We start from the raw sequence: 15,022 nt of genomic DNA, 5'->3' as shown, positions 1-15,022 counted from the left end.
CGAGTGAACCGATTTTCCGCCATCAAATGCTTCAATCCAATCACAACTCGCTCTAGGCCGGTTCCCGCAGTTGCACGATGCGGCACGCATCGCCACGCTTTGCGGCGTCCGCATGCGGTGGCCGGATGATCAGGCAGTCGGATTCGGCAAAGACGCGGGTCATGGACGAATCCTGCCGGTCGAACGGCGTTGCAACGAGCCCGCCATCGGCATCGCGCTCGAGTTTTGCCCTCAGGTAATCCTGCCGCTGGTCATTGCTGCCGACATCGCTTCCGAGAACCGCATGTGTGTGCGGATCGTATTCATCAAGACCCGACAGGCGCGCGATCAGCGGGCGCAGGAACAGATGGCTGCAGACGAGGCTCGAGACCGGGTTGCCGGGCAATCCAAGCACGTGCAAGCCATCAAGCCGTCCGGACATAAGCGGCTTGCCCGGACGCATGGCGATGCGCCAGAAATCCAGTTTCATGCCGCGCGCGACAAGAGCGGTCTGAACGAGGTCATGCTCGCCGACCGACGCGCCGCCCAATGTGATCAGCACATCCGCCTTGATGTCCAGCGCGCGCTGAATGGCCGCCTTGATGATCTCCTGACGGTCCGTGGCAATACCGAGGTCGGTGACGACGGCGCCATCGGCTTCTGCGATTGCCCGCACGCCAAAACCGTTGGAGGCAATGATCTGATCAGCGCCCGGCGTGTCGCCCGGCGGCACCAGTTCATCTCCCGTCGCCAGGATCGCCACATGCGGCCGTCGTCTGACCTCAAGTTCAGGACAGTTCATCGCCGCCGCCACCGTTATGCGCCCGGCATCGAGCGTCTGGCCGGCGTGCAGGACCGTGTCGCCCGCCAAAAAGTCCAGGCCCTCGGGACGGACATATGTGTCTTGAGGGACGGACTGGTCCACCCGGACCGTGCGGTCGTCCAGCCTTTCGGTGTTTTCCTGAATGACGATGGTGTCGGCGCCCGTGGGAACCGGTGCGCCGGTGAAGATGCGTACGGCTTCGCCTTGTCCGACCGCGCCTGAAAACCCGTGGCCGGCTGGCGCTTCACCAATGACGGCCAAGGTGACCGGCGCCGCTGCCACATCCGCCGCGCGTACGGCGTAGCCGTCCATGGCCGATGCGGGGAAGGGGGGCTGGGACCGGGATGCGCGAAGGTCCGCCGCAAGCTGACGGCCGATTGCCCGGGCAAGCGGTTCGCTCTCCACGTCGGTTATCGGTGTGATGTCTCCCAGGATGCGCGTCCGCGCCTCTTCAACCGGAACCAGGGACATCAGTCGCCTTTCGCTTCGCGCTGCCATGCACCGGATTTTCCGCCGGACTTCGACAGCAGTCTGATGCCGGTGATTTCCATTGCCCTGTCGGCGGCTTTCGCCATGTCGTAAATCGTCAGGCACGCGACGGAGACAGCGGTCAGGGCTTCCATTTCGACGCCCGTCTTGCCGGACAGTCTCGCCATTGCCTCGACACGCAGCCCCGGCAGTTCCGGCGCTTCCCCGATCTCGACCGAAACCTTGTTGAGCATAAGCGGATGGCACAGGGGGATCAGGTCCGACGTTTTCTTCGCGGCCATGATGCCGGCAAGGCGCGCGACGCCGATCACGTCGCCCTTCCTGGCGTCACCGTCGCGGATCAAGGCCAGGGTTTCGGGAGCCATGCGGACAAAGCCTTCCGCAATCGCCTGGCGGGCGGTGTCGTCCTTGCCGCCGACATCGACCATGTTGGCGGCTCCGTCCTCTCCGATATGGGTCAGCTTGTGGTCAGCGGGCATGGGATCTCTCATTGCGCTCCGGACAGGAGCCTGCGGGTGGCGTCCTCGACATCGTCCTGGCGCATCAGGCTTTCGCCGACCAGGAAGGACGTGATGCCCGATTGCGAAAGACGAACGCAATCCTGATGGGTAAAAATGCCGCTCTCGCCGACAAGAAGGCGGTCCCGCGGAACCATGCCGGCGAGGCGCTCGCTTGTCTCCAGGTTGACCTCGAAGGTCCTCAGATTGCGGTTGTTGACGCCGACGAGACGTGAGCGAAGCCGCAAGGCACGCTCCATTTCTTCTTCATTGTGCACTTCGATGAGCGCGTCCATACCGAGTTCAAAGGCTGTATCCTCGAGTTCCCGGGCCTCCTCGTCGCTCAGCGAGGCCATGATGATCAGGATTGCGTCGGCTCCCCAGGATCGTGCTTCGTAGACCTGATAGGGCTCGAACATGAAGTCCTTGCGCAGGGCAGGAAGTCGGCAAGCATCCCGAGCCGCCGTCAGAAACTCGGGCGCGCCTTGAAAGGATGGTGCGTCGGTCAGGACCGAAAGGCATGCCGCGCCGCCGGCCTCGTAGGAACGGGCCAGCGCTGCCGGGTCGAAATCGGCCCGTATCAGCCCTTTTGACGGACTTGCCTTCTTGATTTCGGCGACGAGTCCGAACCCGCCGCTGTGCGCTCTGCGTTCCAGCGCGGCGAGGAACCCGCGCGGCGGTCCGATCCGGCCGATCGTCGCCTCCAGTTGCGACATGGGGATCGCCGCCTTTGCGGCGGCGATTTCCTGTCGCTTGTAATGCTCGATCTTTTGCAGAATGTCGGTCATATCAGGCGGCTATTCGTCCGGTTCCTCGGCGTGCGCCTCGGAGGTTTGGATCAGCCTGTCGAGGGCGGCTTTGGCCGCTCCCTCGTCGATTGAACTGGCTGCCTTCTCAAGACCTTCCGGCATGTCTTCAGCCAGTCCGCCGATCACCAGGGACGCGGCCGTATTCAGCAATACAATATCCCTGTAAGGACCTTTGGCGCCTTCGAGTACCTCAAGAAGCGCACGCGCATTGTGCTGTGCGTCTCCGCCCTTCAGCTTGTCCATCGACACCCGTTCGAGGCCGAATTCCTCCGGCGTGATTTCAAACTGTCTTATCGTGCCGTTTTCGAGGGCGGCAATCTGTGTGACGCCGGTCGTTGTCATTTCGTCGAGACCGTCGCCATGCACCACCCAGATGGTCTCGGATCCGAGTTCGCGCAGCACTTCGGCGAGCGGCTGCAACCAGCGTGGATCGAATACGCCGAGTAGTTGCCGCTTGACACTTGCCGGGTTGGAGAGCGGTCCGAGCAGATTGAATATCGTCCGGGTTCCAAGCTCCACCCGTGCCGGACCGACATGGCGCATGGCCGAGTGATGCGCCGGTGCGAACATGAAACCGATGCCGGCGTCGTTGATGCAGGCTTCTATTCCGCCGGGTTTCAAATCGAGCTGCACGCCCAGCGCCATCAAGGAGTCGGCAGCGCCGGACTTTGAGGTCAGCGCCCTGTTGCCGTGTTTGGCGACGGTCAGCCCGGCGCCTGCCGCCACCAGCGCGGCGCATGTGGAAACATTGTACGAGCCCGAGGCGTCTCCTCCGGTGCCGACGATGTCGATGGCATGATCGGGCGCTTCGACCCGCAGCATCTTGTCCCGCATGATCGAGACAGCGCCGGTAATTTCGGCGACGCTCTCGCCGCGGACCCGCAAGGCCATCAGAAAACCGCCGATCTGGGCGGCGGTCGCTTCTCCCGACATCATGATGCCGAAGGCTTCCTCGGCCTGCCGGCGGGTCAAATGGCGGCCGCTGGCGGCGATCGCGATATAATCCTTGAGTTCGGTCATCGTCCTGTCTCCGCGCCGGCGCGCATCAGTGGCCGGGCGACAATGCCAGCTCGGCGGCCGCCTGGTTGTAGGAGACACCGAACTCCGTCTGCATTTGCGCGATCGCCTGTGTCAGCATGTCGTCGCCCATACGCTCGGATACGGCCTGCATGACCTGCGGCGGAAGGTCTCCGGTGCCGCTCGACGTCGGTTCCGATACGGACGAGACCTTCATCACAACCTTTGACGCGCCGCCCGCATCGTCCGCAACGGCCACGAACCCGTCCGGTCCGCCAAAAGCGGCCGCGATGGCCGCCGGACCGAGCACCGCATCCTCGTCGCTGCGTTTCAGATCGTATTTGGTGTTCGTTACCAGCCCGCGATCGGCGGCGACCGCTGAAATCTCCTCGCCATCCTCGACCTGCTTCTGCAATTGTGCCGCCAGTTTGCCCAGAGCCTGGTCTGTCTGCTCGCGTTTCCAGTCCGCAATCACGCGGTCCCGCACCTCATCGAGCGTGCGGTCGCGGGCGGGCATGATGTCCTGCACCTCGAACCAGAGGAAGCCATCGTTGCCGAAGTTCAGCGGGGCGACGTCAATGCCGATTTCCGTATCGAATGCCTGGGCGAGCAAATCGCGCGATTCAGGCAGGTCACGAAGCACCGTCCCGTCCGGCGCACGCGCCGAGCGGTCCACGGCGTCAACGACAACCGGGGTCAGACGCTGTTTCCTGGCAGCCTCTTCCAACGTGTCGCCGCCGGCTCTCAGATCCTCATAGGCGTCGTGGACGTCGAACAGGATCGCTTCGGCTTCGCCGAGCGCCAGATCGTTGCGAATGTCTTCCTTGACCTCGTCGAAACTGCGGGTGGCCACGGGTGTGATTTCCGTTACCCGGATGATGACCGGACCGAATGCGCCGTCGATCACACCGCTGGTGCCGCCTTCCTCGCCGATGGCAAAGGTCGCCTCGGCGATTGACTGGTCGGGAAGGGTGTCGCGTTCGAATGTGCCAAGGGTGATGTCGCTGATGCTCGCGCCTTGTTCCTGGACAAGGTCTTCAAACGGTTTTCCGCCGGCAAGCTCCCGGGCAGCCGCCTGCGCCGCTTCATCGTCCGGGAATGACAGTTGCTGGATCGTTCGTGTCTCCGGCGTGCGATAGCGATCGATATACGTTTCATAATCGGAACGCACGGTTTCGTCGGCGATTGTCGAGGGATCGGCGATGTCGCTGGCCCGAAGCGGCACATAGGCTATTTTGCGGTATTCCGGTGCGCGGTAAACGGTTTTGTTTTCCTCGAAGTAGCTTTGGATTTGCTCGTTCGTCGGATCGGCAACCGCGTCGACCGCATCGGAGTTCAGGAGAATATAGTCGATGGTCCGTGCTTCGTTATCGTACCGGCTGATGGCGCGCAGCAATGTCGATGGCGCTTCGTAACCGTCTGAAATCGCTTCGACAATCTGTGACCGGATGGCGGCATTTTCCTGGCTGACAATATAGTCCTCCTCCGTCATTCCGACATTGCGCAACAGTGCTGCGAACGTCGCGCGGTCAAAACGGCCGTCAATGCCCTGAAATGCCGGGTCCTCGGCAATCAGGTTTGCCAGCCGGTCCTCGGAGAGCCCGAGATTCATGCGGCGCGACTGTTCATCCAGTGCCGCGTTCATGGCCACCTGCACCAGGATCTGGTTCTCAACACCCATCGAACGGGCCTGCTCCGTTGTCAGACGTGTGCCGAACTGACGGGACAACGCGGCGAGCTGCCGGTCGTAGGCCAGGCGGAAGTCAAGCGGTGTGACCCGTGTCTCGCCGACGGTGACCACCGCGTTTCCGGTGCCCTGGAAAACCGTACCGCTGATGCCCCAGACGCCGAAGGATAGAACGAGTATCAGCAGAAAGATCTTGACGACCCAGGATTTGGCGCTGTTGCGAAGTGCGTCGAGCATAAAAACTCCGTGTTTTCGAAACGGGCCGGCGGCCACGCTCGATATCGTTCGACAATGCCGGGTGTTTTACGCATCCATTGCGTCAGCCGCAAGGCGCAAAAGCTGCCGGGAAACTGCAAATCGGCGTGATCTCCAGGCACGTACGCGATTGATTTATTCTGAAGATTTGTTAGGTCCATCGCGAACAAACCGGTCCTTGACCATGGCGGTCCCGTGCCCCGTTCGGCGAGGATCCGCCTGACCCGCAGGAGATGCCAATGACGCCCGATATCAAACCCCTGGTCGCGGGGAACTGGAAAATGAACGGCACGCGTGACTGGATCTCCGAGATTACGACGGTCGCAAGCGCCTTGGATGAAGAGCTCCGCGACAGGGTGGACACGCTGATCTGCCCGCCGGCGACACTCACCTACCTTGCCGCCGCGGCGGTTCAGGACACCGGTCTGGCAATCGGGGCGCAGGACTGCCATCCGGCGGAATCGGGCGCACATACCGGCGACATCTCGGCGGCCATGCTGGCAGATGCGGCGGCCACGCATATTATTGTCGGTCACTCGGAAAGGCGGACCGACCACGGCGAAACCAGCGAGACGGTCCGGCGGAAGGCCGAAGCGGTTCACGGACAGGGGCTTGTCGCCATTGTGTGTGTCGGTGAAACCAAGCAGGAGCGGGATGAGGGACGCACGCTCGAGATTGTCCGCGAGCAACTCGACGGTTCGGTTCCGGACAATTCCGCGGCCGCCAATACGGTGATTGCCTACGAACCGGTCTGGGCGATCGGGACCGGCGTGACACCGACCGTGTCCGATGTCGAGGAGGCGCACGCGTTCATGCGGCGGCTGCTCGAGGACCGCTTCGGCGCCGGAGGCGCGGCGATGAGACTGCTTTACGGCGGGTCCGTCAAACCATCCAATGCCGCGGAATTGATGGCCGTTCGCAATGTCGACGGAGCCCTTGTCGGCGGGGCAAGCTTGAAAGCGGCGGACTTCCTTGCCATCTGTGAGTCATACAAGCCGTGAACGATCTCGGCGGCGGCGTAAATGCCGCGCTCAAAACGGCGTTATGGGGTTGGAAAGACGGCCCGCCTCGTGTAAACAGCCGCGAATTTTGCAAATTGCCCAAGTGGCAGGAAAAGTGATCCATGCAAACGGTCTTAATCGTTATCCATCTCATGATTGTGGTCGCGCTTGTCGGCGTTGTGCTGCTGCAGCGCTCGGAAGGCGGCGCTCTTGGAATCGGCGGCGGTTCCGGCGGGCTTATGTCGGCACGCGGTGCGGCCGACGCCCTGACGCGGACAACCGGCATCCTGGCTGCGGCCTTTTTTGCGACGTCCATCGCATTGGGCATCTACGCCCGCTACGAGGCGCAGCCGACGGATATCCTCGACAGGATCGAGCAGTCTGCGCCGAGCGGCGGCCAGTCCATATTGGACCAGATCGGCGGCTCGCCCGGTTCCTCCGGCGATGAGAGCGGCTCTTCCGACATACCCCAGCCGGAATCGTCGGGGAGCGGCAGTCAGATCCCGACGGGACAGTAGATCGGTTTATCAAAGCGGAGCCGGCGGCATGAGGATGCCGCCGGTTTTTTAGTGTGCGGCTCCGCGGGCATATCGTTGCAAGGACGCACATTTGTGTCGAAAAATGTGCCAGCTGCTTTTTTGGGGCTGGCGGAATCAGTCACGAAGCGGTAACGGAATAAGCCCATGGCGCGATATGTATTCATCACAGGCGGCGTGGTTTCCTCATTGGGTAAGGGCATTGCCGCCGCGGCGCTCGGCGCGCTGCTGCAGGCCCGTGGCTACAGCGTCAGGCTGCGCAAGCTCGACCCTTATCTCAATGTCGACCCCGGCACGATGAGCCCCTATCAGCACGGTGAGGTTTTTGTCACCGACGACGGCGCGGAAACCGACCTTGATCTGGGGCATTATGAGCGTTTTACCGGTCGGTCCGCCGTTCAGGCGGACAACATCACGACCGGGCGCATCTACAAGAACATTATCGACAAGGAGAGGCGGGGCGACTATCTGGGCGCCACCGTTCAGGTCATTCCGCACGTGACCAACGAAATCAAGGACTTCGTCCTCGACGGCAATGACGATTACGATTTTGTTCTCTGCGAGATCGGCGGCACGGTCGGCGACATAGAGGCAATGCCGTTCCTTGAGGCGATCCGTCAGCTCGGCAACGATCTGCCGCGCGGAAACGCGATCTACATTCACCTCACGCTGATGCCGTGGATACCGGCCGCCGGCGAGTTGAAGACGAAGCCGACGCAACACTCGGTCAAGGAACTTCAGTCGATCGGGATTGCACCCGATGTGTTGCTGGTGCGCGCGGATCGGCCGATCCCCGAAGAGGAACGGCGAAAGCTCTCCTTGTTTTGCAACGTGCGCGCCTCGGCGGTGATACAGGCGCTCGATGTCGACAATATCTATGACGTTCCGATTTCCTATCACCGTGAAGGTCTGGACGATGAGGTGCTGGCGGCGTTCGGTATCGAACCCGCTCCGGCGCCGCGCATGGAACGGTGGGAAGAGGTTGCCGACCGCATCCGCACGCCCGAGGGCGAGGTCACGATCGCCATTGTCGGCAAATATACCGGCCTGAAAGATGCCTATAAGTCATTGACCGAGGCTTTGCACCACGGCGGTATCGCAAATCGCGTGAAGGTCAATCTCGAGTGGATCGAATCGGAGATCTTCGAAAAGGAGGAGCCGGCGCCCTGGCTGGAAAAGGTGCACGGCATTCTCGTTCCCGGAGGCTTCGGGGAGCGCGGCGCGGAAGGCAAGATACTGGCCGCCCGCTTTGCCCGCGAACGCAAGGTTCCGTATTTCGGGATCTGCTTCGGTATGCAAATGGCCGTCCTGGAGGCGGCGCGTTCTCTCGCCGGTGTCGAGGCCGCGTCATCGACGGAGTTCGGCGACACATCCGAACCGGTCGTCGGCCTTATGACGGAATGGCTGCGCGGCAACATGCTGGAAAAACGTTCGAAATCCGGAGATCTCGGCGGCACCATGCGCCTCGGCGCTTACAAGGCGCATCTGAAAGAGGGCACGCATATTGCCCGCATTTATGGTTCGACCGAGATTTCGGAGCGGCACAGGCACCGTTACGAGGTCAACCACGATTACATGAAGGCTCTGGAGAAGCACGGACTCATATTCTCAGGCATGTCGCCGGACGGTATCCTGCCGGAAACGATCGAATATCCCGATCATCCCTGGTTCATTGGAGTGCAGTATCATCCGGAGCTCAAATCGCGTCCGCTCGATCCGCATCCACTGTTTGCGTCCTTCATCGAGGCGGCGCTCGAGCAGTCGCGCCTCGTCTAAAGCAACTTCGGGATTGCTGCGCGCGGCATCGTGGGTCCGACGCCGGCAGACGCTTCATTCAAAGTCTGTGCCCCCGGCCTTTTGATCCCCGAACGAGAGGGCGGCCGTATTCGTTTGGGTTCCCTGACCGCCTTACCCGGTAAGAAGCCGCGCGATCCGTCAGACGAGCACTGCGGCTGAGAAGACACATGGGAGCGGCACACTTTGAAGAACAACGCCGATGCTGCTCACTATCTGCTCCTCCCCAGGAAACAATCGTGTATGGTCATATCATACGAATATGGTTTGTGACAATAAATATGAATTTTTCTCACATTTTTGAAGCTTTACGTATCTGGAGTGGCCTGTAGCCCAATGAACAATGAAAAACGACGAAAGCCCCGGCAGAAGCGTTCCCGGGAGAAAGTCGACACTATTCTCAATGCGGTGGAAACGCTGGTCACCGAGCAAAGCCTTGAAGCCCTGACAACGACGCAGGTGGCCGAACGCACGGGTTATGCCGTCGGCACGATCTATCAGTATTTCGGCAACCGGACCGAGTTGCTGATCGCCGCGGAAGAACGAATGTTCGAGCGATTGGCGCAGCACCTGGCAAAGGAAGTGTTCGCGGTTTTGTCGAACCCGGTCGACAATCCCGTCGAAAAGCTGATCGGAATTTATATCGAGAGCGCCAAGGCACAGCCCGGTTACCTTCAATTGCTGAAATTCTCATCGGTCAACAAACCGCCCGGCGTCAACGAGGCCACCGTCGATGAGTTCACGGGCGACCTCATAGCCGCCATTATTCGTTCTGAGACACCTGATATCAGCGACGGCGATATGGAGGTGGCGCGCAAAACGGCCGTCGGCATCATGGCGCCGCTCACCGACCGCGTCCTGCTTGAAAAGGATCCGGTCGTGCAAAAGCGGCTGCAGGCCGAAATGGTCGCTCTTTGCGAAGTCATCATTATGCGCGCGATCGACTTGGCAAAGCAGTGAGTCAGCTGCCCACCTGCCAGCTGAAACCGCGCCGCAACACATCCTCCAGGGAGCGTTTGCCGCTGCTCACCGGATGGCCGGTGTAGACAGGAGCCGGATTGTCGTAAAGCACGCCGGTTGCGACCGGGTTGTCCGGATTTGCGAAGCGGGCGAGCGCCGAGGCCAGATTGTAGTTGGCCGGATCGTGAGTCAGAATATCCGCATCACCGGAAGATGCGTCGACTGTCGTAAGGCCCAGCGAAGAGGGGTCGAACGCCACGCCGCGCGCCTTGTCCTGTCCAAACAACAGAGGGGCGCCGTTTTCAAGTTGAAGCTGATTGTCGGCGATATTGCTCTTCGCCGTGAAATCTTCAAAGACGCCCTCGTTGAAGACGATACAGTTCTGATAGATCTCGACAAAGGATGCACCTTTGTGGTGGTAGGCGGCCTTAAGGACCTCCGTCAGCTGTTTTATCTGCGTGTCCACACCGCGCGCCACAAACCGTGCTCCGCAGCCGAGCGCGAAGCTCGCCGGATCGACCGGGCTGTCGACGCTGCCGCTTGGGGAGGAAGGGGAGCGCGTTGCCATGTGCGAGGTCGGCGAATACTGCCCCTTTGTCAGTCCGTAAGTCTCGTTGTTGAACAGCAGGATTTGACAATTGAGATTGCGGCGCAGGACATGGAGCAGGTGATTGCCGCCGATCGACAGCCCGTCGCCGTCGCCTGTTACGATCCACACGTCGAGGTCCGGATTTGCAAGCAGCATGCCGGTGGCAATCGCCGGCGCACGCCCGTGGATTGTGTGAAAGCCGTAAGTGTCGATGTAATAGGGAAACCGCGAGGAACAGCCGATGCCTGAAACGAAGACGGTGTTCTCACGGCGGGCGCCAACCGCCGCGAGCACCGCTCGCACGGCCTTGAGAATGGCGTAGTCTCCACAGCCCGGACACCAGCGCACCTCCTGGTCGGTGGTAAAATCCGCCGGGGTCAACTTCGCCGTGGTTACCTGTTCATTCATGGGTTGCCTCCAGCCTGGAAAGGATCGCGTCTTCGATTTCCTTCACCTGAAAGGGTCTGCCTGTCATCTTGCTCAGTTTTTGCGCGTCGGGGAACCCTTCCGCTTTCAGGAGATTGACGAGCTGCCCGGAATTCATCTCCGGGACGAGGATCTGCTTGAAGCCGTTCAGGAGCTCGTTCTGATTGGGCGCGAAGGGTCTGATATGCGTCAGATGGATATGCGAGACGCCAAGCCCGCGTGAGCGCAGATTGGACACGGCCCGCGATATCGGACCGTAGGTCGATCCCCAGCCGACAACGGCCAAATCGCCGCCGGCTTCCCCCTGATCGGGTTCGAGCGGCGGGATCGACTTTGCGATCCCGTCTATGCGGTCGGCGCGGATATTCGTCATTTTCTGGTGATTGGCCGGTTCATAGGAGATGTGGCCGGTTGCGTAATCCTTTTCGATGCCGCCGATACGGTGTTCGCAGCCGGGTGTGCCCGGCACCGCCCAGACGCGCGCCAGCGTCTGCGGATCGCGCCGATAGGGATTGAAGTTGTCCGCATCGGTGTGGTTCTTGACGTCGATCCTGGCGAGGCTGGCGAGATGCGGCAATGCCCATGGGCTCGACGAATTCGCCACGAAGCCGTCGGACAGCAAAATGACCGGCGTCATATAGGTCAGGGCGATCCGCGCCGCGTCGATGGCCATGTCGAAACATTCGGCGGGCGTTCCGGCGGCAAGCACGGCGAGGGGGCTTTCGCCGTGCCTGCCATAGAGCGCCTGATTGAGATCGGATTGCTCGGTCTTGGTGGGCATGCCGGTCGACGGACCGGCCCGCTGGGTGTTGACGATAATCAGCGGCAGTTCGGCCGATACGGCAAGGCCCATCGCTTCCTGCTTGAGCGCCATGCCCGGGCCCGAACTTGACGTCACGCCGAGACCGCCGGCAAAGGAGACCCCGATTGCCGCACAGATCGCGGCAATTTCGTCCTCCGCCTGGAATGTCCTGATGCCGATATCCGAGAGCTTCGCCAGCGTGTGCAACAGCGGCGAGGCCGGGGTGATGGGATAGGAGGCGAAGACAAGCTGGCGGTCCGAAAGTTCGGCCGCCGCCGCCAGCCCCCAGGCCAGCGCTTCATAACCGGTCACAAAGGCGTATGTGCCGGGCGGCTGATCCATTCTGGCGACGGTGGTGGCGCTCGCTTCCATTGTCTCGCCATACACATGGCCCGCATTCAAGGCGGCAATGTTGGCGCCGGCAATATCCGGGTTTGACGCGAATTTCCGTTCAAGCCATTCGATGGTCGGCGTCCTGTCACGCCCATACAGCCAATAGACCAGGCCGAGCGCCCAGAAATTCTTGCACCGCAACGAGGTTTTCCGGTTCAGACCGGTATCGGCAACGGCCTCCAGGGTCAGCTTGGAGATATCCGGCTCCATGAGCCGGTAATCGTTCAGCGTGCCGTCATCGAGCGGAGACGTTTCGTATCCGGCTTTTTCGATGTTGCGGGCCGTAAAGGCTCCGGCGTCGATCAGCACGACGCCGCCCTTCTTCAACGTGTCGAGATTGGTTTTCAGCGCAGCCGGGTTGAGAGCCACCAGCATATCGGCTGCATCGCCTATGGTCTTGATAGGCCTTCCGCCGAAGTGCACCTGGTAGGCCGACACCCCGTAGGTCGTTCCGACCGGCGCCCGCACCTCCGAGGGATATTCAGGGAATGTGCCAAGATCGTTTTCCGCCATTGCGCTGGCGAGACCAAGCTGGGAACCGATCACCTGAATGCCGCCTCCGGAATCGCCTGCAAGGCGTACAACCACCGTCTCCGCCGTCGGCTGCTCCCCCGATTCCTTACTGCTCGCAATATTCATCTTCTGATCCGTTCGTCCGGCATCGGTGGTTGAGATGATCCCTTTCGCGTACGCCCAGTTTATAGCGCAGCGCCACCCACTTTTATATTGTCAAAAACATCGCAGCATATTCTGCGGGCGCGCCCGCCGATATCTAGCGCAGGCGCGTGCGAATCCAATTCCAAGCGCTGCGTTCCTCGGATATGGTGGACGTTGGCGCCGCGACCGGTTCGCACGCCGTTGCTCCTGCAAATACAGCAACCGATATCGTTTAACGGCTTTCGAATGGGAACTTTCAATGACTGATTTGGACGTCGAGGGACCACGCCCGGTGGACCATGTGGTGCTGCCGACAGCGGATCTGAAAAATGCGCGGCAACGCTTGAACGCATTGGGTTTTACGGTGGCCCCGAAGGCACATCATCCCTTCGGCACGGCCAATGCCTGCGTGTTTTTTGGTGATGGAACCTTCCTGGAGCCGTTGGCCGTCGCCCAGCGCGAGCTGTGCGAACGCTCCGCGCTCGACGGAAACATGTTTGTGGCGCGCGACCAGGCTTACCGCTTCCGGCGCGGAGAGGAGGGCTGCTCGGCGCTTGTGATGGGAACGCAAAATGCCGAGGAGGACCGCCGACAGTTTCTGCGTGCCGGTATCAGCACCGGTCTCAATCTCGAATTTTCAAGACCGTTCGAGACGCCCGACGGAAAGCGCGACATGGCGGGTTTCGAACTGGCGTTCGCCGCCGATCTGAGAGCGCCGGATGTCTTCTTCTTCACATGCGAGCGAAAGAACCCGCCCGATGTCGACAAATCCATGCTTGAGGCGCACGAAAACGGCGTTGTTTCCACAAGGCAGGTGATCCTGTCGGAACAAAACCCCAGTGACTTTCAATATCTGTTGCAGGAAATCGCCGGCCAGAGAGAGGTCAATGCCCATTCGTTCGGCGTCGAACTCGCTGCGGGCAATGCGTCTATCGTTGCCCTCAACGGCACCGGGCTCAAATCCTTTTTCGGCGTCGAGGGCGGGACCCATGCCAGAGGGTTGCGCCTGCGCGGTCTTGTCTTTGCCACCGAGCGGTTTGGCGCATTGGAGGAGCGTCTGAAGCAAAACGGAATTGCCTTTTCGTTTGTCGGCGGCAGGCTTGTGGTGCCCGAGCATGAGGGTCAGGGAGCGTTCTTCGCGTTTGAAGCCGCTTGAGCCCTGGTCGAATGCCCGGCGCGGCGCGCTTCGTCATTGCCTTTTTTTCCCGTTTGCCTAAAACGGCAGCCGAACGTCCAACTCCGCTCCACAAGGACCAGTGACATGACTGCAATCGTCGACATTATCGGCCGCGAAATCCTCGACAGCCGCGGCAACCCAACCGTTGAAGTTGATGTTCTCCTCGAAGACGGCTCTTTCGGGCGGGCGGCGGTCCCTTCCGGCGCTTCGACGGGCGCGCATGAGGCGGTGGAATTGAGGGATGGCGGGCAGCGCTATCTGGGTAAAGGGGTGCAGAAGGCCGTTGATGCCGTGAACGGCCCCATTCTCGAAGCCCTGGCCGGCCTCGACGCGGAAAACCAGATTCATATCGACCGGGCCATGATCGATCTCGACGGCACGCCCAACAAGAGCAAGCTTGGAGCCAACGCGATCCTCGGCGTATCGCTTGCGGTCGCCAAGGCTGCGGCCGAGGCCGCGGGGCTGCCGCTTTACCGCTATGTCGGCGGCCCGAACGCCCATGTCCTTCCGGTCCCGATGATGAACATCATCAATGGTGGCGAACATGCGGACAATCCGATTGATTTTCAGGAATTCATGATCATGCCGGTCGGCGCCGGTTCGATCCGCGATGCGGTGCGCATGGGTTCGGAAGTGTTCCACACATTGAAGAAAGAGCTTTCGGCACAGGGGCACAATACGAATGTCGGCGACGAGGGCGGCTTTGCCCCCGGGCTGGAAAGCGCACCGGCTGCGCTCGATTTCATTATGCAATCGATCGAAAAGGCCGGTTATGCGCCGGGTGAAGATATGTTCGTGGCGCTCGATTGCGCCTCGACGGAGTTTTTCAAGGACGGAAACTATGTGCTGGAAGGCGAGGGGCGCACCCTGGAGCCCGACGCCATGGCGGAATATCTTGCCGAGCTTGTCGGTCAGTACCCGATCATCTCGATCGAGGACGGCATGGCGGAGGATGACTGGGACGGCTGGAAAACGCTGACCGATCTTGTCGGCGACACATGCCAATTGGTGGGCGACGACCTGTTCGTCACCAACTCCGCCCGGCTTCGCGACGGGATCAAGATGGGTGTCGCCAACTCCATTCTGGTCAAGGTGAACCAGATCGGTTCCCTGACGGAAACACTGGACGCT

At 61.0% G+C, this 15,022-nt stretch carries 12 protein-coding genes and 1 pseudogene; 6 read left to right on the top strand and 7 right to left on the bottom strand.

Annotation, left to right across the window (positions count from 1 at the left end):
• Nucleotides 1-52: 52 nt before the first annotated feature.
• The 5 genes and pseudogenes from AC5E6N_RS18040 to AC5E6N_RS18020 form a co-directional block, all read right to left on the bottom strand.
• The gene (locus tag AC5E6N_RS18040; RefSeq protein WP_491749111.1) at nt 53-1,273 is read right to left on the bottom strand and encodes a molybdopterin molybdotransferase MoeA; all 1,221 of its coding nucleotides are present in this window, start codon (nt 1,271-1,273) and stop codon (nt 53-55) included.
• Nucleotides 1,273-1,770 (bottom strand): cyclic pyranopterin monophosphate synthase MoaC, encoded by a 498-nt coding sequence (gene moaC / locus AC5E6N_RS18035; RefSeq protein ID WP_491749110.1) that lies wholly within the window; start codon nt 1,768-1,770, stop codon nt 1,273-1,275. The genes AC5E6N_RS18040 and moaC overlap by 1 nt, the downstream gene beginning before the upstream one ends.
• An 8-nt stretch (nt 1,771-1,778) precedes the next feature.
• Nucleotides 1,779-2,576 carry an indole-3-glycerol phosphate synthase TrpC gene (trpC, locus tag AC5E6N_RS18030; RefSeq protein ID WP_491749109.1) on the bottom strand — a complete coding sequence of 266 codons (798 nt, stop codon included), beginning with the start codon at nt 2,574-2,576 and terminating at the stop codon, nt 1,779-1,781.
• Between the two features lie 9 nt (nt 2,577-2,585).
• On the bottom strand, nt 2,586-3,617 hold the full coding sequence (trpD, locus tag AC5E6N_RS18025) for an anthranilate phosphoribosyltransferase (RefSeq protein WP_491749108.1): 1,032 nt from the start codon (nt 3,615-3,617) through the stop codon (nt 2,586-2,588).
• Between the two features lie 829 nt (nt 3,618-4,446).
• Nucleotides 4,447-5,538 (bottom strand): annotated as a pseudogene (locus AC5E6N_RS18020) (peptidylprolyl isomerase); the annotation flags it as partial.
• Nucleotides 5,539-5,795: 257 nt separating this feature from the next.
• Here AC5E6N_RS18020 and tpiA point away from each other — a divergent pair.
• The 4 genes from tpiA to AC5E6N_RS18000 all read left to right on the top strand — a co-directional run bounded on the left by tpiA (nt 5,796) and on the right by AC5E6N_RS18000 (nt 9,847).
• Entirely contained in the window at nt 5,796-6,557 is a 762-nt protein-coding gene (gene tpiA, locus AC5E6N_RS18015; protein WP_491749107.1) for a triose-phosphate isomerase, read from the top strand.
• A gap of 122 nt (nt 6,558-6,679) precedes the next feature.
• Entirely contained in the window at nt 6,680-7,075 is a 396-nt protein-coding gene (gene secG, locus AC5E6N_RS18010) for a preprotein translocase subunit SecG (protein WP_491688466.1), read from the top strand.
• 165 nt (nt 7,076-7,240) lie between these two features.
• Nucleotides 7,241-8,869 (top strand): CTP synthase, encoded by a 1,629-nt coding sequence (gene pyrG / locus AC5E6N_RS18005; RefSeq protein ID WP_491749106.1) that lies wholly within the window; start codon nt 7,241-7,243, stop codon nt 8,867-8,869.
• A gap of 354 nt (nt 8,870-9,223) precedes the next feature.
• Nucleotides 9,224-9,847 (top strand): TetR/AcrR family transcriptional regulator, encoded by a 624-nt coding sequence (locus tag AC5E6N_RS18000; RefSeq protein WP_491749105.1) that lies wholly within the window; start codon nt 9,224-9,226, stop codon nt 9,845-9,847.
• 1 nt (nt 9,848) lies between these two features.
• Here AC5E6N_RS18000 and AC5E6N_RS17995 read toward each other — a convergent pair whose 3' ends face one another.
• Nucleotides 9,849-10,844 (bottom strand): 2-oxoacid:ferredoxin oxidoreductase subunit beta, encoded by a 996-nt coding sequence (locus tag AC5E6N_RS17995; RefSeq protein ID WP_491749104.1) that lies wholly within the window; start codon nt 10,842-10,844, stop codon nt 9,849-9,851.
• Nucleotides 10,837-12,696, bottom strand: coding sequence for a 2-oxoacid:acceptor oxidoreductase subunit alpha (locus tag AC5E6N_RS17990; protein ID WP_491749103.1), 1,860 nt, complete (start codon nt 12,694-12,696; stop codon nt 10,837-10,839). The genes AC5E6N_RS17995 and AC5E6N_RS17990 overlap by 8 nt, the downstream gene beginning before the upstream one ends.
• Before the next feature lie 277 nt (nt 12,697-12,973).
• On the opposite strand from AC5E6N_RS17990, the gene AC5E6N_RS17985 reads away from it, so the two are divergent.
• Together AC5E6N_RS17985 and eno are read left to right on the top strand one after the other, a co-directional pair.
• Entirely contained in the window at nt 12,974-13,870 is an 897-nt protein-coding gene (locus AC5E6N_RS17985) for a VOC family protein (RefSeq protein ID WP_491749102.1), read from the top strand.
• Nucleotides 13,871-13,975: 105 nt separating this feature from the next.
• Nucleotides 13,976-15,022, top strand: a 1,047-nt coding sequence (eno, locus tag AC5E6N_RS17980) for a phosphopyruvate hydratase (RefSeq protein ID WP_491749101.1), incomplete at its 3' end; no start/stop codon positions are given.

It is taken from the genome of Hoeflea sp. (assembly GCF_984452065.1).
The sequence above is the reverse complement of the archived record's forward strand: the minus strand, read 5'-3'. Positions and strand labels throughout refer to the sequence as shown.

What these genes read in the sequence shown, in the direction of transcription:
- AC5E6N_RS18040 (WP_491749111.1), bottom strand. Translation starts at nt 1,273, where the DNA reads ATGTCCCTGGTTCCGGTTGAAGAGGCGCGGACGCGCATCCTGGGAGAC.
- moaC (WP_491749110.1), bottom strand. Translation starts at nt 1,770, where the DNA reads ATGCCCGCTGACCACAAGCTGACCCATATCGGAGAGGACGGAGCCGCC.
- trpC (WP_491749109.1), bottom strand. Translation starts at nt 2,576, where the DNA reads ATGACCGACATTCTGCAAAAGATCGAGCATTACAAGCGACAGGAAATC.
- trpD (WP_491749108.1), bottom strand. Translation starts at nt 3,617, where the DNA reads ATGACCGAACTCAAGGATTATATCGCGATCGCCGCCAGCGGCCGCCAT.
- tpiA (WP_491749107.1), top strand. Translation starts at nt 5,796, where the DNA reads ATGACGCCCGATATCAAACCCCTGGTCGCGGGGAACTGGAAAATGAAC.
- secG (WP_491688466.1), top strand. Translation starts at nt 6,680, where the DNA reads ATGCAAACGGTCTTAATCGTTATCCATCTCATGATTGTGGTCGCGCTT.
- pyrG (WP_491749106.1), top strand. Translation starts at nt 7,241, where the DNA reads ATGGCGCGATATGTATTCATCACAGGCGGCGTGGTTTCCTCATTGGGT.
- AC5E6N_RS18000 (WP_491749105.1), top strand. Translation starts at nt 9,224, where the DNA reads ATGAACAATGAAAAACGACGAAAGCCCCGGCAGAAGCGTTCCCGGGAG.
- AC5E6N_RS17995 (WP_491749104.1), bottom strand. Translation starts at nt 10,844, where the DNA reads ATGAATGAACAGGTAACCACGGCGAAGTTGACCCCGGCGGATTTTACC.
- AC5E6N_RS17990 (WP_491749103.1), bottom strand. Translation starts at nt 12,696, where the DNA reads ATGAATATTGCGAGCAGTAAGGAATCGGGGGAGCAGCCGACGGCGGAG.
- AC5E6N_RS17985 (WP_491749102.1), top strand. Translation starts at nt 12,974, where the DNA reads ATGACTGATTTGGACGTCGAGGGACCACGCCCGGTGGACCATGTGGTG.